We start from the raw sequence: 24,621 nt of genomic DNA on the forward strand, positions 1-24,621 counted from the left end.
GGTAGTGGTGCATCTGGAATCTGTGTTCTCGCACATTCGGCGCTAGTGACAAGGCCGTCATACTTCCCGCCTCGCGCTACGCGCTCGCCGGAAGGGTCTGCTTCTAACCAGTGGGTTTCTCTGTGCGCTGTGGGGCCGTCGGCTTTGGGCCCTAACGACTTTCGGTATTTGGTGCGCTTCAGTTCGGGGCTTCTTCGAAGCGACGTATATCGACGCAGAGCTTTGTCAATGCGCTGCTGTCGTTGCTCGCGTGATGCTTCTAAAGCGAGGTTGCCTGTTCTGCATCGTTCTTTTTGCGCCGATGCACTCGCGGTCTTCTGACGCTGTCTTCGTGGCCTTTGCAAGAAGGTCCGCTGCGCGGCGCGCTGTGATGCGGCTCTGCGGAATTCCCTTGGCATCAAGCGCGATCACCTGGTACAACTCGCGGTCGATCTCGACTTCGCGTTGGTAATCCTCGCCCGTGTCGAGCAGCAGTTCCAGTAATTTCCGTTGGCGATGTCTCTCCTCTCGCGTCACCGCCGGACTGCTGACTATCGAGGCCGCAAGTGTCACCAGCTTGTCCAGTTGACTTAGCTGCCGCTCAAGCAGCCCAAAGGCAGACAAGGCGAGCTTTTCGTATTGAAGTGCATCAACGGGTGGGCGCGACGTGGTTCGAGAATTCTTGACGGATTTACTCATGGCGCGATCTCCCTGAAACTTACCTGGATCGCCCGACACGCGCTTGCAAGGTGGTGAGCGGGCACAGTGACGGGGTTAACAGACCGGAGCGCAGTACCAAAAACCGGCGAGCCGTGAGGCTCCCCCGCCAAGGCCCGCCCGTTGAGAACAGACGCGCAAAGGCAGCCGCACAGTTGCGTGAGCAATCGTACGGGGTACTACGCTAGTAGGCTGTTAAACCTGTATGTCGCGGAATACACGACAAAAGAATTCTAAAACGTGTCTTCCAGCAAGCGAACACCTGCGCAGGCTAAAAGGTGCGTGCGGCAATCAATTCCGAAATTTCTCAAGCCCTAGTTCGTGTTCTCAACGGCTGTGCCGAGAAGAGGGGGCGGGCAATGCGGAAGGGGGGGCTACTCGCACCGTTGCAAGACCTCGCGAAACCGTTGGCGATTCCATCCCCGGCGTCGCTCTTCACACACCGGCACTTCAGCGCCACGCCGAGGCGAAGCCGACGGCCCCACAGCGCACAGAGAAACCTACGGGTCAGAAGCGGACCCTTCCGGGGAGCGCGCAGCGCGAGGCGGGAAGTATGACGGCTTTGTCACCGTGGCCGAATGTGCGAGAGCACAGATTCCAGATGCACCACTACCGCGGCTGCGCGAGGGCCCCGCTTAGGGGTTAGCGGTGTGAAGCGGCTTTCTTTGCCTACTTTCTTTGCCGCGGCAAAGAAAGTAGGTGCCTGCCCCGCACAGGGGCGACGCTAATAGACCACTAACGCGTCAAGGAAAGGCCAGCACCCGCACACCACACCCCAACACCCTCACCCCACAGCAAAAAAATCCCATTATCTGAATCCAACACTCACATATTGGAGCTTTCTCAAAAACCGCCCTACAATCCAACCCAACAAGCAGAAAGCGCCGCACGGCATGGAGAAACTCCCGCCGCCAGGCGCCGAAAAAGCGACAGCAAGAAGAAACCGGAGACAAAGCCCAAACCATGCCTAAAGCCCAAAGGCATCACCGCCGCGCCAGCCATACCGCGAGCAATCAAGGCCCCCTCTCCGGCCCCGCGCTGTAAGCGCAAAAAAACCACCGAAAAGCGAATCGCCATGAACAAAGCGATGCCTACTCACGCCGCGAGCGAATCCGAAGCCGATCTATCGCCATCCGTCGACCACGCGACTAGCGGCACGCCGCCGCGTCCGTCGGCGCCCGCCGCCAAGACACCGCGCGCGAACGCCGGCATCCACCCGGCCCCGGTGGACGGAATCGCGCTCCCCAGCACGCTGCTCGACATCACCCCGCAGCAAGCCGGCACGCAAACCCTCCTGCGCGGCCTGGCGATCCTGGAAGCCGCAGCAGCGGGCGTGCGCGACCTCCGCACCTTCGGCGCCGCGCTCGGCACGACCCGCAGCACCACGCATCGCCTGGTCAGCAGCCTCGTGCAGGCGCGCTATCTGCGCCAGGTCCAAGGCGGCTACCTGCTCGGCCCGAAGCTAATCGAACTCGGCACAATCGCGCTCGAACAGATGCCGCTCACCGCGGTCGCTCGCCAGCACCTCGAATCGCTCGCGGAACAAACGCTCGACACGATCCACCTCGGCGTGCGCGACGGCGACGACGTCCTGTACATCGACAAAATCCCTGGCACCCGCGGCCTCGAAATGCGCTCGCGCGTCGGTCACCGCATGCCGCTGGCATCGACGGGGATCGGCAAGGCTATGATGCTCGACCTCACGCCGGACGTCTGGCAGTCGCTCTTCGACGCCTCGCGCCGCGCGCTCGCCGGCGTCAGTTTCAAGCCGGACAACCGTCCCGACGCGCAGACCTTCATGCAGCGCATGACCAACTACGCGGCCGGCGGCTACACCTTCGATCTCGAAGAAAACGAAGCGTCGATCCGCTGCGTCGCGGCTCCCGTGCGCGATGCGTCGGGCGCGGTGGTGGCGGCGCTGTCGGTGGCGAGCACGATTCCATACATGTCGCTCGAACGCATGGACGAACTGATTCCGGTCGTGCAGCGCGAAGCGCGCGCGATTTCGGAAGAACTCGGCTGGCGCGCTCCGCAGCCGGCAACCCGCAGGATCAAGCGATGAAGCGAGCGGGTTCTCCCACCCAGGCAGCCGGCCACACCGCAGCCGTTTCGGTCGATGCGAGCCACGAGCACGCCGCGCTGATCGCGCTCGACTGGGGCACAACGTCGCTGCGCGCCTATCTGTACGACGCGTCCGGCAACGTGCTGGCGACGCGCGCATCGACGGCGGGCATCATGAATCTGCCGCGCAGCGCGGAGCAGGGCGGCTTCGACGCGGCCTTCGACGACACCTGCGGCGCCTGGCTCGAACAAGCGCCCGCCGCCCCGGTGATCGCCGCAGGCATGGTCGGCAGCGCGCAGGGCTGGCTGGAAGCGCCGTACGTGGACACGCCGGCGAGCGCCGATGCGCTGGTGGCGGGCATCGTCCGCGTGCAGGCGGCGTGCGGCGTGACGCTGCATATCGTGCCGGGCGTCCTGCAACGCGGCGAACTGCCCAACGTGATGCGCGGCGAAGAAACGCAGATCTTCGGCGCGCTCGGCGAACAAACAAACACTGTCGACAGCGGCAAGCGCTCGCTGATCGGCCTCCCCGGCACCCACGCCAAATGGGCCGTGGTGCAGGCGGACCGCATCGAGCGTTTCCACACCTTCATGACCGGCGAAGTATTCGCGGCACTGCGCGAGCACACGATTCTCGGCCGCACCATGCTCACGCCTGATCTTCCGGACACCGGCGCGTTCCTGCATGGCGTGAACATCGCGCGGGAAAAAGGCCAGGCGGGAGTGCTCGCGACCGTGTTCAGTTCGCGCACGCTCGGCCTCACCGGACAACTGTCGCGCGAACAGCAACCGGACTATCTGTCGGGGTTACTGATCGGACACGAACTGGCCGGTCTCGACGCCGTGCTTGCGCAACAGCAAAGCGCGCTCGCCGGGCAGAGCCTGCGCCTGATCGGCAACGAAGCGCTGTGCGAGCGTTATCGGCTCGCGCTGGCGCAATTCGGCTGCACCCAGGCGGAGCTGGTCAAGCACGCCACCGAGCGCGGCCTGTGGCGCGTCGCCTCGCAGGCGGGGCTCGTCAAACCGGCCGCCAAGACGGCGCGCGCCTGACCATCAGCGCCGCCGCTCACGAAACAAGGAACCGACATGCAACCTCACATCAATCTGCCCGCTCCGTACATGCCGCACGCGGGTTTGGTCGCGGCTTTCGAGGCGTGTCCGCTGATCGCGATCATGCGCGGCGTGACGCCCGCCGATGCCGCCGAGCACGGCCAGGCGCTCTACGAAGCCGGCTTCCGGATTGTCGAAGTGCCGCTGAATTCGCCGCAGCCTTTCGACAGCATCGCAGCGATCCGCAAGGTGTTGCCGGCGGATGCGATCGTCGGCGCGGGTACGGTGCTGCATCCGAGTTTCGTCAACGACGTGAAGTCGGCGGGCGGCGAACTGATCGTCATGCCGCATAGCGATCCGGAAGTCGTCGGTGCTGCGAAAGCGCAAGGCATGGCCTGCGCGCCGGGCGTCGCGACGCCCAACGAAGCATTCCTTGCGTTGAAGAACGGCGCGGACGTGCTGAAGATGTTCCCCGCCGAACAACTCGGCTGTCAGGTGGTGAAAGCGTGGCGCGCGGTGATCGCGGCGGAAGTGCCGCTGGTACCGGTCGGCGGCATCACGCCCGACAACATGGGCCCGTTTCTGAGCGCGGGCGCGAACGGCTTCGGCCTCGGCTCGGCGCTGTATAAGCCGGGGCAGAGTGCGGCAGTGACGGCTTCGCACGCGAAGGCTTACATCAACGGTTTGCGCATCGCTCGCGCGGGTGCGAAGAAATGAAACGGCTCGCCGGCAAAGTCGCTCTTGTCACCGGCGCCGGTCGCGGCATCGGCGCGGCGATCGCGCATGCGTTCGCGCGCGAAGGCGCGGCCGTCGTGCTGGCCGAACTGGATATCGAGACCGCGCAGCAGACGGCGGAGCACATCGAGGCGCAGACGGGCGCGCACGTGCTCGCGGTGCACACGGACGTGACGCAATCCGCGTCGGTTCAGCACGCGGTGAGCGAAGCCGAACGCGCATTCGGCGCGCTCGACGTGCTGGTGAACAACGCCGGCATCAACGTGTTCTGCGACCCGCTCACCATGACCGACGACGACTGGCGCCGCTGCTTCGCGGTCGATCTCGACGGCGTGTGGAACGGTTGCCGCGCGGCCTTGCCGGGCATGGTCGAACGCGGCGCGGGCAGCATTGTGAACATCGCATCGACACATTCGTTCAAGATCATTCCGGGCTGCTTTCCCTACCCCGTGGCAAAGCACGGCGTGATCGGCCTGACGCGCGCGCTCGGCATCGAATACGCGCCGCGCAATGTGCGGGTCAATGCGATCGCGCCGGGTTACATCGAAACGCAATTGACGCATGACTGGTGGAACGAACAAGCCGATCCGGCCGCCGCCCAGCAGGCGACGCTCGATCTGCAGCCGATGAAACGCATTGGCCGCCCGGAAGAAGTGGCGATGACGGCGGTGTTTCTCGCCTCGGACGAAGCGCCGTTCATCAACGCCACCTGCATCACGGTGGATGGCGGGCGCTCGGCGCTGTATCACGACTGATTTTTGCAGGACTCGGATTGCGCAGGGGCGCATGGAGTACACCGGACGACGCGCTGGCCGCGTGTGTCACACCCGGTACAAGAAGACGCGGCCGATACCTTCTCGTTATCAATTAGTCAGGAGACACGCATCATGAAACGTAGAATTTTCCTCACGCTGGCAGCAGCGGCGACGGGTGTGCTCTTCAACGCACCGGTCGCGCAAGCCGCCGATCCGGTGAAGATCGGCTTCCTCGTGAAGCAGCCGGAAGAACCGTGGTTCCAGGACGAGTGGAAGTTCGCCGAAATCGCCGCCAAGGAAAAGGGCTTCACGCTGGTGAAGATCGGCGCGCCGTCGGGCGAGAAGGTGATGAGCGCCATCGACAACCTGTCGGCGCAAAAGGCGCAAGGCTTCGTGATCTGCACGCCTGACGTCAAGCTCGGACCGGGCATCGTCGCGAAAGCGAAGGCCGACGGCCTGAAGATGATGACGGTGGACGACCGCCTGGTCGATGGCGCGGGCAAGCCGATCGCGTCGGTGCCGCATATGGGCATCTCGGCGTACAACATCGGCAAGCAGGTCGGCGACGGCCTGGCTGCGGAAATCAAGAAGCGCGGCTGGGACATGAAGGACGTGGGCGCGATCGACGTGACCTACGAACAGCTGCCGACCGCGCATGACCGCACCAGCGGCGCAACCGACGCACTGGTCGCCGCCGGCTTCCCGAAGGCCAACATCATCGCCGCGCCGCAAGCGAAGACCGACACCGAAAACGCGTTCAACGCCGCCAACATCGCGCTGACGAAGAATCCGAACTTCAAGCACTGGGTCGCTTACGGCCTGAACGACGAAGCCGTGCTCGGCGCCGTGCGTGCCGCGGAAGGCCGCGGCTTCAAGGCGGACAACATGATCGGTATCGGCATCGGCGGTTCGGACTCGGCACTCAACGAGTTCAAGAAGCCGTCGCCGACGGGCTTCTACGGCACGGTCATCATCAGCCCGAAGCGTCACGGCGAAGAAACCTCCACGCTGATGTACGACTGGATCACGCAAGGCAAGGCACCGCCGCCGCTGACGCTCACGACCGGCATGCTGGCCACGCGTGACAACGTCGCCGATGTGCGCCAGAAGATGGGACTCGCGGCGAATTAAGCGGGTTGATTCTGCAGGTGGTGAGATGAAGTGAACTGCCGGCGCGCCTTTTGCCAAGATCGGCGCGCCGGCAGCAGCAATAAAAGATCAGCAGTAGAGACAGGCCGTGCTTTTGCGATGTTGCCCGCCAAGCACATCGACGAACTCGGTTCACACGAAGCAACAGGAGGCGAAGTGTCAGCGACGCTACGTTTTGACAATATCGGTAAAGTCTTTCCAGGCGTGCGCGCGCTCGACGGTGTGTCCTTCGACGTCAACGTCGGCCAGGTGCACGGCCTGATGGGCGAAAACGGCGCAGGGAAATCGACCCTGCTGAAGATTCTCGGTGGTGAATATCAGCCCGACTCGGGCCGCGTGATGATCGACGGCAACGAGGTGCGCTTCACGAGCGCGGCGTCGTCGATCGCGGCGGGTATCGCGGTGATTCACCAGGAACTGCAATACGTGCCCGATCTGACGGTCGCGGAAAACCTGCTGCTCGGTCAACTGCCGAACTCGCTCGGCTGGGTCAACAAGCGCGAAGCCAAACGCTTCGTGCGCGAACGCCTCGAAGCGATGGGCGTGGCGCTCGACCCGAACGCGAAGCTGCGCAAGCTCTCGATCGCGCAACGGCAGATGGTGGAAATCTGCAAGGCGCTGCTGCGTAACGCGCGCGTGATCGCGCTGGACGAGCCGACCAGTTCGCTGTCGCATCGTGAGACGGAAGTGCTGTTCAAGCTGGTGCGCGATCTGCGCGCCGACAACCGCGCGATGATCTACATCTCGCACCGCATGGACGAGATCTACGAACTGTGTGACGCCTGCACGATCTTCCGCGACGGCCGCAAGATCGCCTCGCATCCGACGCTCGAAGGCGTGTCGCGCGACACCATCGTCAGCGAGATGGTGGGGCGGGAAATTTCGGACATCTATAACTACTCGGCGCGGCCGCTCGGCGAAGTGCGTTTCGCGGCGAAGGCGATCGAAGGTCATGCGCTCGCGCAGCCGGCCAGCTTCGAAGTGCGGCGCGGCGAGATTGTCGGCTTCTTTGGCCTGGTGGGCGCGGGCCGCAGCGAACTGATGCATCTGGTGTACGGCGCCGATCACAAGAAGGGCGGCGAGTTGATGCTCGACGGCAAGCCGATCAAGGTGCGCAGCGCGGGCGAAGCGATCAGGCACGGCATCGTGCTGTGCCCGGAAGACCGCAAGGAAGAAGGCATTGTCGCGATGGCGACCGTGTCGGAGAACATCAATATCAGTTGCCGCCGTCACTATCTGCGCGCCGGGATGTTCCTCGACCGCAAGAAGGAAGCGGAAACCGCGGACCGTTTCATCAAGCTGTTGAAGATCAAGACGCCGAGCCGCCGCCAGAAAATCCGTTTCCTTTCGGGGGGTAATCAGCAGAAGGCGATTCTGTCGCGCTGGTTGGCGGAGCCTGATCTGAAAGTGGTGATTCTCGACGAGCCGACGCGCGGTATCGACGTCGGCGCGAAGCATGAAATCTACAACGTGATCTATCAGCTTGCCGAACGCGGCTGCGCGATCGTGATGATTTCGTCGGAGCTGCCTGAAGTGCTCGGCGTGTCCGACCGGATCGTCGTAATGCGCCAGGGCCGGATTTCCGGCGAACTGTCGCGTAAGGATGCAACGGAACAATCGGTATTGAGCCTCGCGCTGCCGCAAAGCTCGACCGCACTGCCCGGAACGGAAACCGCTGCCCAACAGGCGGCCTGAACATCATTCGGACGAAAGTCCGGCAACCCGTGGGGAACGGGAGGAGTCTTCAACATGCAAGCCAGAGAAAACCTCGCGCAACAGGCCGCCAAGAGCGCTGCCGATGCGTTGATTCCGCAGTCGAACGACAAGGCCAAATGGTGGCAGCAGATCACCGAGTACAGCCTGATCGTGATCTTCGTCGTGATGTTCGTCACGATGTCGTTGACCGTCGATCACTTCTTCTCGATCGAGAACATGCTCGGCCTCGCGCTGTCGATCTCGCAGATCGGCATGGTCGCGTGCACGATGATGTTCTGTCTCGCCTCGCGCGACTTCGACTTGTCGGTTGGCTCGACGGTCGCGTTCGCCGGCGTGTTGTGCGCGATGGTGCTCAACGCAACCGGTAACACCTTCATCGCGATCGTCGCGGCGGTGGCGGCGGGCGGCGTGATCGGTTTCGTCAACGGCGCGGTGATCGCGTATCTGCGCATCAACGCGCTGATCACGACGCTCGCCACGATGGAAATCGTCCGCGGTCTCGGCTTTATCGTCTCGCACGGTCAGGCGGTGGGCGTGTCGTCGGATACGTTTATCGCGCTCGGCGGCTTGAGCTTCTTCGGCGTGTCGCTGCCGATCTGGGTCACGCTGCTGTGCTTCATCGTGTTCGGCGTGATGCTCAACCAGACCGTGTATGGCCGCAATACGCTCGCGATCGGCGGCAATCCGGAAGCCTCGCGTCTGGCCGGTATCAATGTGGAACGCACGCGCGTCTACATCTTCCTGATCCAGGGCGCGGTGACGGCGCTGGCCGGTGTGATTCTGGCCTCGCGTATCACGTCGGGTCAGCCGAATGCCGCGGAAGGCTTCGAGCTGAACGTGATTTCGGCGTGCGTGCTGGGCGGCGTGTCGCTGCTCGGCGGCCGCGCGACGATTTCCGGCGTGGTGATCGGCGTGCTGATCATGGGCACGGTCGAGAACGTGATGAACCTGATGAACATCGACGCGTTCTATCAGTACCTCGTGCGTGGCGCGATCCTGCTCGCCGCCGTGCTGCTCGACCAGTTGAAGAACCGCGGCTCGCGCGATTAAACGCCCCGCCCACTCACTTGCTCTAAAAGGAATCGAACGATGTCGTCTCCGGCCAATGCAAACGTCCGTCTCGCGGACAGCGCCTTCGCGCGTTATCCGAGCCTCGTCGACCGCACGGTGTTGATCACGGGCGGCGCGACCGGCATCGGCGCATCGTTCGTCGAGCATTTCGCGGCGCAAGGCGCGCGCGTCGCGTTTTTCGATATCGACGCGAGCGCTGGTGAAGCGCTTGCCGACGAACTTGGCGATTCGAAACACAAGCCGCTGTTCCTGTCGTGCGATCTGACCGACATCGACGCGCTGCAAAAGGCAATCGCCGACGTGAAGGCCGCGCTCGGTCCGATTCAGGTGCTGGTGAACAACGCCGCGAACGACAAGCGCCATACGATCGGCGAAGTCACGCGCGAGTCGTTCGACGCGGGCATCGCGGTGAACATCCGTCACCAGTTCTTCGCGGCGCAGGCGGTGATGGAAGACATGAAAGCCGCCAACAGCGGCTCGATCATCAATCTCGGTTCGATCAGCTGGATGCTGAAAAACGGCGGCTATCCGGTCTATGTGATGTCGAAGTCCGCAGTGCAGGGTTTGACGCGCGGTCTTGCGCGCGACCTCGGCCACTTCAATATCCGCGTCAATACGCTGGTGCCAGGCTGGGTGATGACCGAGAAGCAGAAACGCTTGTGGCTCGACGACGCGGGCCGTCGTTCGATCAAGGAAGGGCAGTGTATCGACGCCGAGCTGGAACCGGCCGATCTCGCGCGCATGGCGCTCTTCCTCGCCGCCGACGACAGCCGGATGATCACCGCGCAGGACATTATCGTGGACGGAGGCTGGGCGTGAGTGCGAGCGGTTCATCCAGCACGGCCGCGCTGCTGCTCGATACGAAATGCACGCTCGGCGAAGGCGCGACATGGTGCGCGCAAACCGGCCGTTTCTACTGGACGGATATTGAAGGCGCGCGTCTGTGGCGCTACGACCCACGGGACGGCAGCAACATGTCCTGGCAGATGCCCGAGCGTCTCGCCACCTTTGCGCTGTGCGCGGATCCGCGTTACCTGTTGCTCGGCCTGGCCACGCATCTCGCGTTTTTCGAGCTGGCCACCGGCGAGACGCGGCGCATCATCGACGTCGAGGCCGGCTTGAACACCCGCGTGAACGACGGCCGCTGCGACCGTCAGGGCCGCTTCGTGTTCGGCACCAAAGATGAGGGCGCGCCGTTGCAGGCAATCGGCGGCTTCTACCGGCTCAGTCAAGATTTGTCGCTGGAGCGTTTGCCGTTGCCCGCGCCGGCTATCTCGAACAGCATCGCGTTCAGTCCCGACGGCGCGACGATGTACTACTGCGATTCGCCGACACGCGAAATCCGTGCGTGCGACTATCGCGCGGACGGTAGCATCGCCAATGACCGCCTGTTCACCCGCCTCACCGACGCCAGCGGCGAACCCGACGGCTCGACCGTCGACCGCGACGGCGGCCTGTGGAACGCGCAGTGGGGCGGCCGGCGCGCCGTGCGTTACGGACCGGACGGCGTGGAAACGGAGCGCGTCGACGTGCCGACCGCGCAGCCGAGTTGCGTCGCGCTGGGCGGCACGCAGCTGGACACGCTGTACATTACGAGCGCGCGCTGCGGCCTCGATGCGGCGGCGCTCGCCGACGATATGCAGGCAGGCGGCGTGTTTATCGCCACGCTCGGACGGCAAGGTTTGCCGGAGCCGGTGTTCCAAGGCGCGCCCGCTTAGCGCAGAATGACGCTGCCTCGCTCCCTAGGCAGCCATGAAGCAATCAAGCACGGTCGGGCAGTGAATCAGAAGTGAATCGCAAGTTGATGGTGCAATCCCAGTGGCAGCAAATCGGCAGCATGCAGTTCGGACCCAGAGGCGACCCGTTTTAAGAAAATCGCCCAACAGCATCCGTCAGCAATGACGGCAACGTCCCAAGCCTCTCGATGGAGCCAGATATGACTGTTGCGAATCCTGTTTCCTCCTCCCCTCAGACCTCACAGAGTCGACGCTCGCGACTCGCGGCGGCGGCCAATCCGGTGCTCGCCGGTCCCAGCACGTCGGCGGTGGCCGTCGGCGAAGACAGCGGCGGCGATGTCGCATGCATCACGCTTGCCAATGCGCAACTGCGGCTCGACGTCGCGCCGACGCTCGGTGGCGGCGTCACTCGTTTCGACTGGCGTAACGACGGTGCGCTCACGCCGATCTTCCGCCGCTGCCGCCACGTCACGGCCGATACGCAACCGAATCAGTTGGCCTGTTATCCGCTGCTGCCGTATTCGAACCGCATCGGCGGCGGGCAATTCAATGTGGCGGGACGGCGGGTCGAGGTGCCGCGCAATCGCGCCGACGAACCCTTGCCAATTCACGGCGACGGTTGGCAATCGGTCTGGCAGGTCGCGGAGTCGGATCGTGAAAACGTCCGCCTCACGCTCGAGCGCCGCGACGGCAAGCCGTACGCCTACCGTGCCACGCAAACTTATACGCTGGACGGCCCGACGCTCGTCGTCGCGCTCGAAATCGAAAATGCCGGCCGCGAGGCGCTGCCTTTCGGGCTGGGCGTGCATCCCTTCTTCGTGCGCGACGCGGACACCGAGTTGTCGGCTGCTGCCGGCGGCTTGTGGCTCTCCGGCGACGACTGGCTGCCGGTGCGGCATGTGCCGGCGCCGCCCGCCTGGCAATTCGGCGTGGCGTATCCGCTGCCGGAAACCATGGTCAATCACGCTTTTACCGGCTGGAGCGGGCAAGCGGCGGTCGTGTGGCCGAAGCGCCGCCTGTCGCTGAACATTGCCGCCGACACCGATTACTACGTGCTGTACACGCCGCCCGGCGAAGACTTTTTCTGCTTCGAACCGGTGGATCATCCGATCAACGCGATGAACCTGGTCGGCGGCGCGAGCGAAAACGGCATGACTTTGCTGGGACGTGGCGAGCGACTGACGCGCACGTTCCGCTTCACCGTCGAACGCACAGGGTTGCGCTCGATGCCGGGCGCGCGCGGCTCGAAGCGGCGGCAGTAGCGAGCGAGGATAGCGCGACAGGGCGCACGTGTGCATACCCTGATGCGCTGCGGACATCATCGGCTCGCACGGTTCTTCGCGAGCGCCTGGCCGATGAATGTGCGCACTCACGACGAATTGCGGCCGGTAGCCGCGCCTGTCAGCATCTGGCGCCGGACCGCCGCTGCCGCACGCTCCCGGCGCGGCCCGCCGCGCGGGACGGGTAAAATACGCGCCTCTTCCGTTTTCCTGCTTGCCGCGAGACCACCATGCCCAACTTCATCCAGACACTCAACGACGCCTGGCAGCGCACCAACTCGCTGCTGTGCGTCGGCCTCGATCCCGAGCCGAGCAAATTCCCGGGCGCGCTCGCGGGCCGTCCCGAGGCGATCTTCGATTTCTGCCGCACGATCGTCGACGCGACCGCGCTGTATGCGTCGTCGTTTAAACCGCAGATTGCCTACTTCGCGGCGCATCGCGCGGAAGATCAGCTCGAGCAGCTGATCGCCCACATTCACGCGAACCATCCGGGCCGGCCCGTGATTCTGGACGCGAAGCGCGGCGACATCGGCAGCACCGCCGAACAATATGCGCGCGAGGCGTTCGAGCGCTATCAGGCGGACGCGGTGACGGTGAATCCGTACATGGGCTTCGACTCGATCGAACCGTATCTGGAGCATGCAGGCAAGGGCGTGATCGTGCTGTGCCGCACGTCGAATCCGGGCGGCTCCGATCTGCAATTCCTGGAGACGGGCGGCCGTCCGCTATATCAGGTCGTCGCGCAACTGGCGGCCGAGAAATGGAATGCGAGCGGCCAACTGAGTCTGGTGGTCGGCGCGACTTTCCCGAAGGAAATCGAGGTGGTGCGCGGGATCGTCGGCGATATGCCGCTGCTGATTCCGGGCATCGGCGCGCAAGGCGGCGACGTGCAAGCGACCGTCAGCGCCGGCCGCACCGCGAACGGCACGGGCATGCTGATCAACTCGTCGCGCGCGATTATTTACGCGGGCAAGGGCGACGATTTCGCCGAAGCCGCGGCGAAGGCCGCGATGGAAACGCGGGATCGGATCAACGCGTTCCGGTAAATCACGGGCTAGCGTTGTTCGGGTGCGCGTGGAGTTGAGTTTGGCCCCAGCCGCGCGATCAACGCGGCATGCTGTGAGTGCCGCGCTTTCAACGCGTCAACATCCGCCAGCTCGAATTCGCTGAATTCAAAACCCGGCGCCACCGTGCAACCCACCAGCGCGAAGGCCGCCGGGTCGGCGCATTCCGCCGCGAACCATAACCCTGCCGGCACTACCGCCTGAAACACGGCATCCGGATGCGTCAGCGCATTGCCCAGTTTATGCGTCACCAGCGCCCCCGTTTCGTCTAACACGTGGACGTTCAACGGCTCGCCCGCATAGAAATGCCAGACCTCGTCGGATTTGATCCGATGCCACGCCGAATGCGCGCCGTCGCACAGCAGGTAATAGATCGCCGTCGACGCGGAGCGCGTTTGCGCTGAGCCGCTCTCTCTGTCGCGGATCACACGCTCCACCGAGCGATACGTCTCGCTGAAAAATCCGCCTTCGGGATGCGGCTTGAGTTCGAGGCGGCGGATCAGTTCGTCTTTGATTGCGTGCGAATCAGGCATGGGCTTTCCGCTTCGAACAGAGGTTAGTGCTCGCGTTCGTCGAGCAAGGCTAGTACGCCGCGCAGCGCATGCGCGGCAGCCTGCACGCGAATCTTCTCGCGGTCGCCCTTGAAAATCTTCGTCTCCACCGACGTATGCAGCCGGTTGCTCCAGCCGAACGAGACCATGCCGACCGGTTTCGTCTCGGTGCCGCCGCCCGGCCCGGCCACCCCGGTAATCGACAGCGAGACCTGCGCGCGGCTGTTGCGCAGCGCGCCTTCGGCCATGGCGCGCGCCACCTGCTCGCTGACCGCGCCGTGTTTGTCGATCAGCTCGGCGGGCACGCCGATCATCTCGCTCTTCGCCTGATTCGAATACGTGACGAAGCCGCGCTCGAACCAGCCGCTGCTGCCGGAAATATCGGTGATCGCGGTCGCCACCATGCCGCCCGTGCAGGACTCGGCGGTGACGAGCATGAGGCGCTCGTCGCGCAGACGGTTGCTCACGCGAATCGCGAGCTGATGAACGACGGAATCGGTAGGCATGGCGTCAATCCGGAAAACGGGGGCTGGCGGTGAATGCACGGCGGCGCGGCGGCCGCCGGGCAGCAATCAAACGGACATACGCCAGAGCGCAATCACGAGCAGCGTGAAAAACGCGGCAACCAGGTCATCGAACATGATGCCAAAGCCACCTTTCAGACGGCGATCGAAATAGCCGATGGGCGGCGGCTTCACCATGTCGAAAAAGCGGAACACGATGAACGCCCAGAACTGGCCGGTCAGCGTGACCGGCGTGACCATCAGCAGCACCAGCCAGAACGCGATGATTTCGTCCCACACGACTGGCGACGGATCGTCGGTGCCGAGCTTCTTCGCGGTGAAGCCGCAAACCGCAATGCCGCCGAAGAAGCCGACGACGATCAGTACGGCCCACTCGATGACCGTCAGATGGCGGCTGAGAACGGCGAACGAAGCCCACGCGAACAACGTGCCGATCGTGCCCGGCGCAATCGGCGACAAGCCGCTGCCAAACCCAAGCGACAGAATGTGCAGCGGATGCGACAGCATGAAACGCGCTGTGGCGCGACGCGGCTGACGGCCAGGCGGGCGCTGATCGGGCGCGGGCGGGGGCGGGGAGGTCTCGGCGGCGATGAGTTTGTCGGCCGGGCCGAGCGGGGGATCAGTCTGCATGAAAGTGGTCGAAGCCTTGCAACGTCAGAGTGAGCGGCGCGCCGGCGGCGTCGTGCCAGCCGATCGCCGGGCGGTCGGGCGCCGTTTCGAGAGCGCTTATTGTACCGATGCGGGTGAGCTGAATCCCCACCTCGTGGCCGGCCTTGTCGACCGCGGTGCGCGCTGCGACCGGCGCCGTGAAGCACAGCTCGTAGTCGTCGCCACCGGCGAGCGTGCAGCGTCGCTGGATGTCGGGGGCGAGGCGGCGCAGCGCATCTGAGCGCGGCACGGCGTCGACATCGACGGTGGCCCGCAGGTTCGAGCGTTCCAGAATGTGCAGCAGATCGCCGGCAAGGCCGTCCGAGAGGTCGAGCGCGGCGTGGGCAATGCCGCGCAACGCCATGCCGAGCGCGACGCGTGGCTCCGGTCGATCGAGGGCGCGGCGAAACGTCGCAGTGTCGCCGGCATTGGCGGACCATTCGCCGCGCTGTACGCCGAGGCCGGCGCGCGCGTCGCCGAGCGTGCCGGAGATCCAGATGTCGTCGCCCGGCTGCGCGGCGTCGCGGCGCAGCGCAGCGCGCGGCGGCACGCTGCCGAACACGGTGATGCACAGATTCAGCGGGCCGCCGGTCGTATCGCCACCGATCAGCTCGCATCCGTAGCGTTCGGCCAGCGCGAACAGCCCTTCGCTGAACGCGGCGAGCCAGGCTTCTTCTGCCTTGGGCAAGGCGAACGCCAGCGTGAACGCCTGCGGTTGCGCGCCCATCGCGGCGAGGTCCGACAGATTCACGGCGAGCGCTTTGTGACCGAGCGCCTCGGGATCGACATCGGCGAAAAAGTGGCGGCCTTCGACCAGCATGTCCGTCGATATCGCCAGCATTTCGCCGGCGCGCGGCGCGAGCAGCGCGCAGTCGTCGCCGATGCCGAGCGAGCCTGCGGCAACATCGGATGGCCGGGCAGCGGCGCGGCGGGCAAAGAAACGATCGATCAGCGAAAACTCTGAGAGCATGGTGGCGATGGGTGGATGCGAGGGTGAACGCGCAGGTGAATGGTCAGGTGCCGTGAAGTTCGGCTAACGGCGCGCATTGTACGGAGCGAACGAAGGGTAAACCTTCGATCCGCCCGCAACTCCGATTCGGGTCGCGTTCCGCCCACAGCATGCCACGTCAGCCTTTCGCTATGTTTCAGTCGCGGCAGTTGTACCCGTATTGAAGGAATTGGGCCGGCAATTAGGGCTACAATGCCGTCGAACGTCTATTCTAATCCGCCCTCCGAAGCCCGCCTTATGTCGACTCCCGTCAATAGCAAACTCCGCGAAGCCGCCCTCGATTACCACGAGTTCCCCACCCCCGGGAAGATCGCGATCGCCCCGACCAAGCAGATGATCAACCAGCGCGACCTCGCGCTGGCGTACTCGCCCGGCGTCGCGTTCGCGTGTGAAGAAATCGTCGAAAACCCGTTGAACGCCGCGCGCTTCACCGCGCGCAGCAACCTGGTCGGCGTCGTCACGAACGGCACCGCGGTGCTGGGCCTCGGCAACATCGGGCCGCTCGCCTCGAAGCCGGTCATGGAGGGCAAGGCCGTCCTGTTCAAGAAGTTCGCCGGCATCGACGTGTTCGATATCGAGCTGAACGAGTCCGATCCGCACAAGCTGGTCGACGTGATCGCGGCGCTGGAGCCGACCTTCGGCGGCATCAACCTCGAAGACATCAAGGCGCCGGACTGCTTCATCGTCGAACGCGAATGCCGCAAGCGCATGAAGATTCCGGTCTTCCACGACGACCAGCACGGCACCGCGATCGTCGTGGCGGCGGCCATCACCAACGGTTTGAAGGTGGTCGGCAAGGACATCAAGGAGGTCAAGCTGGTCTCCTCGGGCGCGGGCGCGGCGGCGCTGGCCTGCCTGGATCTGCTGGTCGATATCGGCCTGCCGCTCGAAAACATCACCGTGACCGATCTGGCCGGCGTGGTCTACAAGGGTCGCGTCGAACTGATGGATCCGGACAAGGAGCGCTTCGCGCGTGAAACCGACGCGCGCACGCTCGCTGAAGCGATTGGCGGCGCGGACGTGTTCCTCGGTCTGTCGGCCGGTGGCGTGCTCAAGCAGGACATGGTCAAGCAGATGGCGGACAAGCCGCTGATTCTGGCGCTGGCCAACCCGACGCCGGAAATCCTGCCGGAACTGGCGCTGGAAGTGCGTCCGGACGCCGTGCTGTGCACCGGCCGCACCGACTACCCGAACCAGGTGAACAACGTGCTGGTGTTCCCGTTCCTGTTCCGCGGCGCGCTGGACGCGGGCGCGACGACGGTGACGCGGGAAATGGAAATCGCGGCGGTCAACGCGATCGCCGAACTGGCGCGCCAGGAGCAGAGCGACATCGTCGCGACGGCGTACGGTATTCAGGACCTGTCGTTCGGTCCGGAATACCTGATTCCGAAGCCGTTCGATCCGCGTCTGATCGTCAAGGTCGCACCGGCCGTGGCGAAGGCCGCGATGGATTCGGGCGTTGCCGAGCGTCCTATCGAGGACATGGAAGCCTACGAACAGCATCTGCAGCAGTTCGTGTATCACAGCGGCACGACCATGAAGCCGATTTTCCAGCTCGCGCGTGGCGTCGAGCCGGAGAAAAAGCGCATTGTGTTCGCGGAAGGCGAAGAAGAGCGCGTGCTGCGCGCCATGCAGATCATCGTCGACGAAAAGCTGGCCAAGCCGATCCTGATCGGCCGTCCGGCGGTGATCGAGCAGCGTATTGCGCGCTACGGTCTGCGTCTTATCGCAGGGCAGGACTACACGGTCGTCAACACCGACCACGACGAGCGCTATCGCGATTTCTGGCAGGAATATCACAAGATGATGTCGCGCAAGGGCATCAGCGCGCAGATGGCGAAGCTCGAAATGCGCCGCCGCACCACGCTGATCGGCGCGATGCTGGTTGAAAAGGGCGAGGCCGACGGCATGATCTGCGGCACGGTGTCGACCACGCATCGCCACCTGCACTTCATCGATCAGGTGATCGGCAAGAAGGAAGGCGCGAAGGTCTACGCGGCGATGAACGCGCTGGTGCTGCCGAACCGCCAGATTTTCCTGGTCGACACGCACGTGAACGTCGATCCGACGCCGGAGCAACTGGCCGAAATCACGATCATGGCGGCTGAAGAAGTTCGCCGTTTCGGCATCGAGCCGAAGATCGCGCTGCTGTCGCATTCGAACTTCGGCACGAGCAACGCGCCGACCGCACAGAAAATGCGCGACACGCTGGCGATCCTGCGCGAACGCGCGCCGGACCTGCAAGTGGACGGCGAAATGCACGGCGACATCGCGCTCGACGCGAATCTGCGCCGCGAAGTGATGCCCGACTCGACGCTCGAAGGCGACGCCAATCTGCTGGTGCTGCCGAACATCGACGCGGCCAACATCTCGTACAACCTGCTGAAGACCGCCGCGGGCAACAACATCGCGATTGGTCCGATGCTGCTGGGCGCGGCCAAGCCGGTGCACGTGCTGACGGCTTCGGCAACGGTGCGCCGGATCGTCAATATGACGGCGCTGCTGGTGGCGGATGTGATCGCGGCCCGTTAATCCACGATCCAGACGAAGCATGGCGCCGGTTTGAAGACCGTGCGCCATGCAAAAAAAAGGCGCGCCCGCAACGGGCACGCCTTAGGGTGAACAGGGGATTGCCACCCAGGAAAAACGGCAAGTCAGACATTCCGCCTCGGAACGCTAATGGGCGAATCGCCCTTGCCTCGGGAATCGAACTTTACTGACTGACGCAAAGCGGCCCGGCATCCGCTCCCCACTTGCCTGCCTCCACCGCCATTCGCAACATTGAGATAAAGTTTAGCTTGACTAAGCTAAATATTCTGTCAAAAGTCGTCAAAGCCGCGCCGGTGGCCATTTCGCGCCCTATGTGAGGATTTCGCCGGCCCGGCGAGCGTTGATTCCGGGGGCCATTAGCGATACCCTTACGACTTTCATGGTCGTCAAACTCGTGATCTAACAGCGGGGAACCCTGATACATGGCACGCAAGTGGCATCGCATGAAAGGCGTGCTGATCGGTGCTATTACGCTGTGCGTTTTATCCGGCCCCGTGCCTGGCGCGTTTGCGCGCGACTCCACGGCACCCGCTGACGCGAACGCGCAGTTGCAGGGCACCGTCGCGCTGGCGCAGTTGCCACGCGAAGCGGTCAATACATTGAACTTGATTGCCGCAGGCGGGCCTTACCCGTATGAGAAGGACGGCATCGTATTCGGCAATCGCGAACGGTTGCTGCCGGCCCATCGGCGCGGCTATTACCACGAATACACCGTTCCCACGCCTCGCTCACGTAATCGCGGGGCGCGTCGCATCGTCTGCGGAGGTCCGCTGAAGCGAACCGACAATTGTTACTACTCGGACGACCACTACACCAGTTTTAATCGTATTGTTGAATGACATCGGGATGAACGGCATGAGCGACAACGTCTACGCGCACGACTCCGGAGTCGCGACGGATCTTTTCGCGGCCGGCGACGGCAATTTGTTCCAACGCGTCATGCGGATGCGAGCCGGCGATCAGGGCCGCGAGAACCAGAGCGAAGCAGGCACTGTGGTTTCATCGAACGAGGAGCCCATGAGTCTTTTCAAGACCGTACGACCCAACATCGTACAGTCGATCCGCGCGTTCCGCGTGCAGGATCTCGCGGACGAAGCCAACCGGCTCGGCCAGCATTTTCTCTATGCGTATTGCGCCAACGCGCAGTCCAAGCAGGAGGTGCTCGAAACTATCGCGACCTCGTTCCTGTTTCCGAAGCATTTCGGCAAGAATTACGACGCGCTCTACGACTGCCTGACCGATCTTGTCCAGAAAGCGGGTACGCAGCCGGGCTTTGTGATCGTGCTCGAACAGTTGCCGGTCGCCCAGAAGTTCGACAAGGAAGGGCGCGAGACGCTGCTGGACGTGTTCCGCGAAGCGGCGGAGTTCTGGGCCGAGCGGAAAGTGGCGTTCCGGGTGTTTTACTCGTTCGCCTGAGTTTTTGCTTCGGCGTTGCGCGTTCAGGCAAAACAGCAAAGGCCCGCCAGTCGGCGGGCCTTAGCTTTTGGTGCGAATGTCGACACCGGCTTGCTGCCCTCAATCGAGACGGCCGGCGTGGCAGGCGAGCGGCTTACCAGCCGCCCCAGCCGGCCGCCAGCGCGGAGAGAACGGCGATGCCGGCCGTTTCGGTACGCATCACGCGCGGCCCGAGGCCGACGGCGGTAAACCCGTGAGCGGCCGCCGCTGCTTCCTCGGTCGCGGAAAAGCCGCCTTCCGGGCCCACCAGCACAGTCACGCGTCCTTTCGGCGGTTCGGGGGGCAACGCGGAAAAGCTGATGCTGGCGCGCGGTGAGAGCAGAATGCGCAGGTCGCCTTCTTCAGGCGTGCGGGGCATCGAGCCGAGCCAGGTGGCGATCTCGCGCACCGGCATCACTTCCGGCAGGCGATTGCGCCCGCACTGCTCACACGACGCCCGGACGATGCCTTGCCAGTGCGCATGGCGCCGCTGCGCGCGATCGCCGGAAAGACGCACGACGCTGCGCGTGGTGGTCAACGGCACGAAGCTGGACGCACCCAGTTCGACGGCTTTTTCGATCAGCCAGTCCATCTTGTCGCCGCCGGCAATGCCCTGTGCGAGCGTGAGGCGATAGGGCGCCTCGACCTCGATAGCGCGGAATTCGCGGATCTTCACCACGGCCGAGCGCCGTTCGACTTCGACGAGTTCGGCGCTGTATTCGCCGCCTTCGCCATTGAAAAGGACGATTGAATCGCCGGGCTGCAGGCGCAGCACGAGCACATGCCGAACGACGTCATCGGGAAGCGGCATGACGTCCTCGGGCTGGAGAGACGTACCGACGAAAAAGCGAGGCATCAGAAAAATACTCATTGGTTCACGAAAGGTGGCGAGCGAGCGCCCAGCGGTAGCCGTCCAGATCTTCGACCTGGGCGAAGCGGTCGCCCCAGAACTGATCCTGTGGCTCGCTCAGCGACTTTGCGCCGGCGGCCAGCGCCCGCGCATAGATCGCGTCGACATCGTCGACATAGACATAGAACGATTGCGGTGCGATTGCGCCCGCGCTTTTGGGTGTTTTCGCCGCCGAGCCGAACGCGCCTTCCGGAGCGAACATCACAATCAACTGGCCTTGATAGGTCATCTCGACATGCATGACGACACCGTCGTCCTGGACACTGTCACGCACTTCAAAGCCGAACGCCGCTGTGAAGAACGCGGACGCGGCATGTGCGTCGCGCACCGTCAGATAAGGGGTCAACCAGGGCACACCGGCTGGGCGGGAGGCGGTCATGGGATTCTCCGGATCGATGGGGTTGGCGGGGCACGTGCTGCGAGTCCAGGTGGACGTTTGCGTATCGTTATGCCGATAGCGCAGTCCGACGGAACCGTGCATTTTGCCCACGCGTTAGCTTGCTGGCTTTAAGAATTGACCTAGTTTATCTCGCAGTGAGCGGGATGCCGAGAACAGTCCGGCGTGGGTGGCCGCGTCGTAGTGCATCAGGGTGTCGATTCCTCGCGCGGCCAGGCGGTCCGTAAGCGTATCGACGGTGAGGGCGGCGGGGTCGAGCGTGTCGCTGGCGGTCGCCATCATCCATAGCGAGCCGTATAGCGGCACGAACGTGCTCATGGTGCGGACGACGGCGAAGGCCGCGCTCAGGTCGTCGAGCAGGCGCGCGACGCGTTCGGCATGAAAATACGGCGAGCCGAGGTGCACGGAGAGTGCTGCAGTCGGGCTCATGACGCGCTTGAGCCGCTGGTAGAAGGCTCGCGTGTACAGACCGGCGGCGGGTGAATCCGGCGGCGTCAGGTCGAACACGACGAGATCGAATTGCGCCGGAGCGGCTGCCTCGACGTATTGCGCGGCGTCGCCGATGATCAGTTCGACGCGTGGGTCGTCGAATGCACCGCCGTGCACCTCGGGCAGATGTTCGCGCGTCAGACGTACGACTTGCGCGTCCAGCTCCGCTACCACGATCCGTCCAATGTCCGGGTGCCTCAGCAATTGCCGCGCGGCACCGCCGTCGCCGCCGCCCAGCACAAGCGCCGCTTGCGGCGACGGATGCGCCAGCGCGGCCGGATGCACCATGCACTCGTGGTAGATGAACTCGTCGCCGGTGGAGGTCATCGGACGGCCGTCGAGGGTGAAGAGCCGGCCGAGTTGCGGCGTGTCCCAGACCTCGATCCGCTGATACGGCGAATCGACGCGCACGAGGCGCTTCGCGTGCGGAAATCCGTAGACGGCGCCGGGATTCGGTCGGAACAGCAAGGGAATGCTCACGGATGGCGGGCTCCGTCCGGAGCGCGGTGGGTCGAGGTTGAGCAATTGTAATGTCCGACGCGCGGCGCGGGCTCGGCGGGCGCATCGGGCCGCACAGCCAGACGGCTTTCGGAGCGGGGCGTGGGCAACGTTCTGTTAGAATGTCACGCTTTCAGCCTTGTCCGTTTGCTCTGCCCGTTTCGCGTCTCCTGGCGCCGCACCGTGCGCCAAAGTGAACCGGCATTCGAGCATTCGGGACTCAAGCGCGCACCGCTTTCTGACTCTGTCTCCGGACTCGACATGACGACCCCGTCTCCCGCACCCACTTCCCTGATGGCCAACGCAATCCGCGCGTTGTCCATGGACGCCGTTCAAAAAGCGAATTCCGGCCACCCCGGCATGCCGATGGGCATGGCAGAAATCGGCGTGGCGCTGTGGTCGCGCCATCTGCGCCACAACCCGAAGAACCCGCAGTGGGCCGATCGCGACCGTTTCGTGCTGTCGAACGGCCACGGCTCGATGCTGCTGTACTCGCTGCTGCATCTCACCGGCTACGATCTGCCGATCGACGAGCTGAAGAACTTCCGCCAGATGCATTCGAAGACGCCGGGCCACCCGGAATACGGCATCACGCCGGGCGTCGAGACGACCACCGGCCCGCTCGGCCAGGGTCTGGCGAATGCGGTCGGCATGGCGCTCGCCGAGTCGCTGCTCGCCACCGAATTCAACAAGCCTGACGCGAAGATTGTCGACCACCACACGTACGTGTTCGTCGGCGACGGCTGCCTGATGGAAGGCATCTCGCACGAAGCCTGCTCGCTGGCGGGCGTGCTGAAGCTGAACAAGCTGATCGCGTTCTACGACGACAACGGCATCTCGATCGACGGCGAGGTGGTGCACTGGTTCCACGACGACACGCCCAAGCGCTTCGAAGCGTACGGCTGGAACGTGATCCCGAACGTGGTCGGCCACGACGTCGAAGCCGTCGACGCGGCCATCAAGCAAGCCAAGCAATCCGACAAGCCCACGCTGATCTGCTGCAAGACGGTGATCGGCGAAGGCTCGCCGAACAAGGCCGGCAGCCACGATTCGCACGGCGCGGCGCTGGGCGACAAGGAAGTCGCGGCCACGCGCGAAAAGATCGGCTGGAAGTGGGAACCGTTCGTGATCCCGCAAGAAGTCTATGCAGCGTGGGACGCGAAAGAAGCCGGCGCGCGCAACGAGTCCGATTGGGACAAGGCGTTTGCCGCGTACGCAGCCAAATATCCGCAGGAAGCCGCGGAATTCAAGCGTCGCGACGCGAAGCAACTGCCCGCCGACTGGAAAGAAAAGGCCAAGGCGATCATCGCCGGCGCGAACGAACGCGCGGAAACCATCGCGACGCGCAAGGCTTCGCAGCAGGCTATCGAAGCTTTGTCGGCCGTGCTGCCGGAACTGCTCGGCGGCTCCGCCGACCTGACCGGTTCGAACCTGACCAACTGGAAGGCCGCCAAGCCGGTGCGTGTGAACGCCGAAGGTCAGGCTGCCGGCAACTACGTCAACTACGGCGTGCGCGAATTCGGCATGAGCGCCGCCATCAACGGCATCGCGCTGCACGGCGGCTTCAAGGCGTTCGGCGGCACGTTCCTGACGTTCTCGGATTACAGCCGCAACGCGCTGCGCGTCGCCGCGCTGATGAAAGCGCCGTCGATCTTCGTGTTCACGCACGACTCGATCGGCCTCGGCGAAGACGGCCCGACTCACCAGTCGGTCGAACACGTTGCCAGCCTGCGTCTGATTCCGCACCTGCAAGTGTGGCGTCCGGCTGATACCGTTGAGACTGCGGTAGCCTGGACCCACGCGGTCGAACACCACGGCCCGTCGTGCCTGATCTTCAGTCGTCAGAATCTGCTGTTCTCGGAGCGCACGGACGCGCAGATCGCCAACATCGAGAAGGGCGGTTACGTGCTGCGCGACTGGAACGACGAAATCGTCGCACGCAAGGTCATCCTGATCGCCACCGGTTCGGAAGTCGAACTGGCACTGAACGCAGTCGAGCCGCTGGCGCGCGAAGGCATCGCGGCGCGCGTCGTGTCCATGCCGTCGACCACCGTGTTCGACAAGCAGGACGCCGAGTACCGTGAACGCGTGCTGCCGCATGGCGTGCGCCGCGTCGCGATCGAAGCGGGCGTCACGGATTTCTGGCGCAAGTACGTGGGTCTGGAAGGCGGCGTGGTCGGCATCGACACGTTCGGCGAATCGGCCCCGGCTGGCGTGCTGTTCAAGCATTTCGGCTTCACCGTCGAGCACGTGGTAGAGACGGCAAAAGCCGCCCTCGGCTGATCCTGAACAAGCGTT

23 protein-coding genes are annotated in these 24,621 nt (G+C 64.1%); 15 read left to right on the forward strand and 8 right to left on the reverse strand.

The genetic code is table 11. The annotated features are described in order from the left end of the window. Positions 1-225 precede the first annotated feature (225 nt). A complete protein-coding gene (locus B0G73_RS32370) occupies positions 226-678 on the reverse strand; it encodes a hypothetical protein (RefSeq protein ID WP_106285209.1) in 453 nt (150 codons plus the stop codon). A gap of 1,093 nt (positions 679-1,771) precedes the next feature. On the opposite strand from B0G73_RS32370, the gene B0G73_RS32380 reads away from it, so the two are divergent. The 11 genes from B0G73_RS32380 (at position 1,772) to pyrF (ending at position 13,295) form a co-directional block, all read left to right on the forward strand. Continuing rightward, positions 1,772-2,758, forward strand: a complete 987-nt coding sequence (locus B0G73_RS32380) for an IclR family transcriptional regulator (RefSeq protein ID WP_106285210.1) — start codon at positions 1,772-1,774, stop codon at positions 2,756-2,758. Further along, positions 2,755-3,807 (forward strand): 2-dehydro-3-deoxygalactonokinase, encoded by a 1,053-nt coding sequence (locus B0G73_RS32385; RefSeq protein WP_106285211.1) that lies wholly within the window; start codon positions 2,755-2,757, stop codon positions 3,805-3,807. The genes B0G73_RS32380 and B0G73_RS32385 overlap by 4 nt, the downstream gene beginning before the upstream one ends. A 36-nt stretch (positions 3,808-3,843) precedes the next feature. Further along, positions 3,844-4,524, forward strand: a complete 681-nt coding sequence (locus tag B0G73_RS32390; protein WP_106285212.1) for a 2-dehydro-3-deoxy-6-phosphogalactonate aldolase — start codon at positions 3,844-3,846, stop codon at positions 4,522-4,524. Continuing rightward, positions 4,521-5,297: an SDR family oxidoreductase gene (locus B0G73_RS32395; protein WP_106285213.1), complete on the forward strand. Its 777-nt coding sequence runs from the start codon at positions 4,521-4,523 to the stop codon at positions 5,295-5,297. Before B0G73_RS32390 ends, B0G73_RS32395 begins: the two co-directional genes overlap by 4 nt. Before the next feature lie 132 nt (positions 5,298-5,429). Next, a complete protein-coding gene (locus B0G73_RS32400; protein ID WP_106285214.1) occupies positions 5,430-6,428 on the forward strand; it encodes an arabinose ABC transporter substrate-binding protein in 999 nt (332 codons plus the stop codon). 174 nt (positions 6,429-6,602) lie between these two features. Then, a complete protein-coding gene (gene araG / locus B0G73_RS32405) occupies positions 6,603-8,141 on the forward strand; it encodes an L-arabinose ABC transporter ATP-binding protein AraG (protein WP_106285244.1) in 1,539 nt (512 codons plus the stop codon). Positions 8,142-8,195: 54 nt separating this feature from the next. Next, a complete protein-coding gene (gene araH, locus B0G73_RS32410) occupies positions 8,196-9,212 on the forward strand; it encodes an L-arabinose ABC transporter permease AraH (protein ID WP_106285215.1) in 1,017 nt (338 codons plus the stop codon). Positions 9,213-9,251: 39 nt separating this feature from the next. Further along, positions 9,252-10,052: an SDR family NAD(P)-dependent oxidoreductase gene (locus B0G73_RS32415; protein WP_106285216.1), complete on the forward strand. Its 801-nt coding sequence runs from the start codon at positions 9,252-9,254 to the stop codon at positions 10,050-10,052. Next, positions 10,049-10,951, forward strand: a complete 903-nt coding sequence (locus B0G73_RS32420) for an SMP-30/gluconolactonase/LRE family protein (RefSeq protein WP_106285217.1) — start codon at positions 10,049-10,051, stop codon at positions 10,949-10,951. Before B0G73_RS32415 ends, B0G73_RS32420 begins: the two co-directional genes overlap by 4 nt. A gap of 218 nt (positions 10,952-11,169) precedes the next feature. After that, entirely contained in the window at positions 11,170-12,231 is a 1,062-nt protein-coding gene (locus B0G73_RS32425) for an aldose 1-epimerase (RefSeq protein WP_106285218.1), read from the forward strand. Positions 12,232-12,479: 248 nt separating this feature from the next. Continuing rightward, positions 12,480-13,295, forward strand: coding sequence for an orotidine-5'-phosphate decarboxylase (gene pyrF / locus B0G73_RS32430; RefSeq protein WP_106285219.1), 816 nt, complete (start codon positions 12,480-12,482; stop codon positions 13,293-13,295). 8 nt (positions 13,296-13,303) lie between these two features. Here the strand turns inward: pyrF and B0G73_RS32435 are convergent, their stop codons facing one another. The 4 genes from B0G73_RS32435 to thiL form a co-directional block, all read right to left on the reverse strand. Continuing rightward, entirely contained in the window at positions 13,304-13,846 is a 543-nt protein-coding gene (locus B0G73_RS32435; RefSeq protein ID WP_106285220.1) for a cupin domain-containing protein, read from the reverse strand. A gap of 23 nt (positions 13,847-13,869) precedes the next feature. Continuing rightward, complete coding sequence (locus B0G73_RS32440; RefSeq protein ID WP_106285221.1) at positions 13,870-14,370, reverse strand: CinA family protein; 501 nt, start codon at positions 14,368-14,370, stop codon at positions 13,870-13,872. A gap of 66 nt (positions 14,371-14,436) precedes the next feature. Beyond that, positions 14,437-15,018 (reverse strand): phosphatidylglycerophosphatase A, encoded by a 582-nt coding sequence (locus tag B0G73_RS32445; RefSeq protein WP_181196688.1) that lies wholly within the window; start codon positions 15,016-15,018, stop codon positions 14,437-14,439. Then, entirely contained in the window at positions 15,008-16,006 is a 999-nt protein-coding gene (gene thiL / locus B0G73_RS32450) for a thiamine-phosphate kinase (protein ID WP_106285222.1), read from the reverse strand. Before thiL ends, B0G73_RS32445 begins: the two co-directional genes overlap by 11 nt. Positions 16,007-16,237: 231 nt before the next feature. On the opposite strand from thiL, the gene B0G73_RS32455 reads away from it, so the two are divergent. The 3 genes from B0G73_RS32455 to B0G73_RS32465 all read left to right on the forward strand — a co-directional run bounded on the left by B0G73_RS32455 (position 16,238) and on the right by B0G73_RS32465 (position 20,011). Continuing rightward, entirely contained in the window at positions 16,238-18,577 is a 2,340-nt protein-coding gene (locus B0G73_RS32455; protein WP_012434352.1) for an NADP-dependent malic enzyme, read from the forward strand. Positions 18,578-19,017: 440 nt separating this feature from the next. Further along, on the forward strand, positions 19,018-19,434 hold the full coding sequence (locus B0G73_RS32460; RefSeq protein WP_106285223.1) for a ribonuclease: 417 nt from the start codon (positions 19,018-19,020) through the stop codon (positions 19,432-19,434). A 16-nt stretch (positions 19,435-19,450) separates the two neighbouring features. Beyond that, positions 19,451-20,011 (forward strand): barstar family protein, encoded by a 561-nt coding sequence (locus B0G73_RS32465; RefSeq protein ID WP_106285246.1) that lies wholly within the window; start codon positions 19,451-19,453, stop codon positions 20,009-20,011. Positions 20,012-20,144: 133 nt separating this feature from the next. Here B0G73_RS32465 and B0G73_RS32470 read toward each other — a convergent pair whose 3' ends face one another. The 3 genes from B0G73_RS32470 to speE all read right to left on the reverse strand — a co-directional run bounded on the left by B0G73_RS32470 (position 20,145) and on the right by speE (position 22,305). Then, entirely contained in the window at positions 20,145-20,885 is a 741-nt protein-coding gene (locus B0G73_RS32470; RefSeq protein WP_106285224.1) for a 16S rRNA (uracil(1498)-N(3))-methyltransferase, read from the reverse strand. Between the two features lie 19 nt (positions 20,886-20,904). Further along, the gene (locus B0G73_RS32475) at positions 20,905-21,318 is read right to left on the reverse strand and encodes a glyoxalase/bleomycin resistance/extradiol dioxygenase family protein (protein ID WP_106285247.1); all 414 of its coding nucleotides are present in this window, start codon (positions 21,316-21,318) and stop codon (positions 20,905-20,907) included. Positions 21,319-21,432: 114 nt separating this feature from the next. Further along, on the reverse strand, positions 21,433-22,305 hold the full coding sequence (gene speE, locus B0G73_RS32480) for a polyamine aminopropyltransferase (RefSeq protein WP_106285225.1): 873 nt from the start codon (positions 22,303-22,305) through the stop codon (positions 21,433-21,435). Between the two features lie 279 nt (positions 22,306-22,584). On the opposite strand from speE, the gene tkt reads away from it, so the two are divergent. Next, on the forward strand, positions 22,585-24,606 hold the full coding sequence (gene tkt, locus B0G73_RS32485) for a transketolase (RefSeq protein ID WP_106285248.1): 2,022 nt from the start codon (positions 22,585-22,587) through the stop codon (positions 24,604-24,606). Positions 24,607-24,621 lie beyond the last annotated feature (15 nt).

The organism is Paraburkholderia sp. BL25I1N1, assembly GCF_003002025.1.
GTDB lineage: Bacteria > Pseudomonadota > Gammaproteobacteria > Burkholderiales > Burkholderiaceae > Paraburkholderia.

Excerpts from the sequence above, each read along its gene's own strand:
- B0G73_RS32395 (WP_106285213.1), top strand. The coding sequence starts at position 4,521 with ATGAAACGGCTCGCCGGCAAAGTCGCTCTTGTCACCGGCGCCGGTCGC.
- B0G73_RS32465 (WP_106285246.1), top strand. The coding sequence starts at position 19,451 with ATGAGCGACAACGTCTACGCGCACGACTCCGGAGTCGCGACGGATCTT.
- pyrF (WP_106285219.1), top strand. The coding sequence starts at position 12,480 with ATGCCCAACTTCATCCAGACACTCAACGACGCCTGGCAGCGCACCAAC.
- B0G73_RS32455 (WP_012434352.1), top strand. The coding sequence starts at position 16,238 with ATGCCGTCGAACGTCTATTCTAATCCGCCCTCCGAAGCCCGCCTTATG.
- B0G73_RS32460 (WP_106285223.1), top strand. The coding sequence starts at position 19,018 with ATGGCACGCAAGTGGCATCGCATGAAAGGCGTGCTGATCGGTGCTATT.
- B0G73_RS32380 (WP_106285210.1), top strand. The coding sequence starts at position 1,772 with ATGAACAAAGCGATGCCTACTCACGCCGCGAGCGAATCCGAAGCCGAT.
- araH (WP_106285215.1), top strand. The coding sequence starts at position 8,196 with ATGCAAGCCAGAGAAAACCTCGCGCAACAGGCCGCCAAGAGCGCTGCC.
- B0G73_RS32425 (WP_106285218.1), top strand. The coding sequence starts at position 11,170 with ATGACTGTTGCGAATCCTGTTTCCTCCTCCCCTCAGACCTCACAGAGT.
- B0G73_RS32475 (WP_106285247.1), bottom strand. The coding sequence starts at position 21,318 with ATGACCGCCTCCCGCCCAGCCGGTGTGCCCTGGTTGACCCCTTATCTG.
- B0G73_RS32400 (WP_106285214.1), top strand. The coding sequence starts at position 5,430 with ATGAAACGTAGAATTTTCCTCACGCTGGCAGCAGCGGCGACGGGTGTG.
- B0G73_RS32440 (WP_106285221.1), bottom strand. The coding sequence starts at position 14,370 with ATGCCTACCGATTCCGTCGTTCATCAGCTCGCGATTCGCGTGAGCAAC.
- B0G73_RS32390 (WP_106285212.1), top strand. The coding sequence starts at position 3,844 with ATGCAACCTCACATCAATCTGCCCGCTCCGTACATGCCGCACGCGGGT.
- B0G73_RS32415 (WP_106285216.1), top strand. The coding sequence starts at position 9,252 with ATGTCGTCTCCGGCCAATGCAAACGTCCGTCTCGCGGACAGCGCCTTC.
- tkt (WP_106285248.1), top strand. The coding sequence starts at position 22,585 with ATGACGACCCCGTCTCCCGCACCCACTTCCCTGATGGCCAACGCAATC.
- B0G73_RS32435 (WP_106285220.1), bottom strand. The coding sequence starts at position 13,846 with ATGCCTGATTCGCACGCAATCAAAGACGAACTGATCCGCCGCCTCGAA.
- thiL (WP_106285222.1), bottom strand. The coding sequence starts at position 16,006 with ATGCTCTCAGAGTTTTCGCTGATCGATCGTTTCTTTGCCCGCCGCGCC.
- B0G73_RS32385 (WP_106285211.1), top strand. The coding sequence starts at position 2,755 with ATGAAGCGAGCGGGTTCTCCCACCCAGGCAGCCGGCCACACCGCAGCC.
- B0G73_RS32370 (WP_106285209.1), bottom strand. The coding sequence starts at position 678 with ATGAGTAAATCCGTCAAGAATTCTCGAACCACGTCGCGCCCACCCGTT.
- B0G73_RS32470 (WP_106285224.1), bottom strand. The coding sequence starts at position 20,885 with ATGCCTCGCTTTTTCGTCGGTACGTCTCTCCAGCCCGAGGACGTCATG.
- B0G73_RS32445 (WP_181196688.1), bottom strand. The coding sequence starts at position 15,018 with ATGCAGACTGATCCCCCGCTCGGCCCGGCCGACAAACTCATCGCCGCC.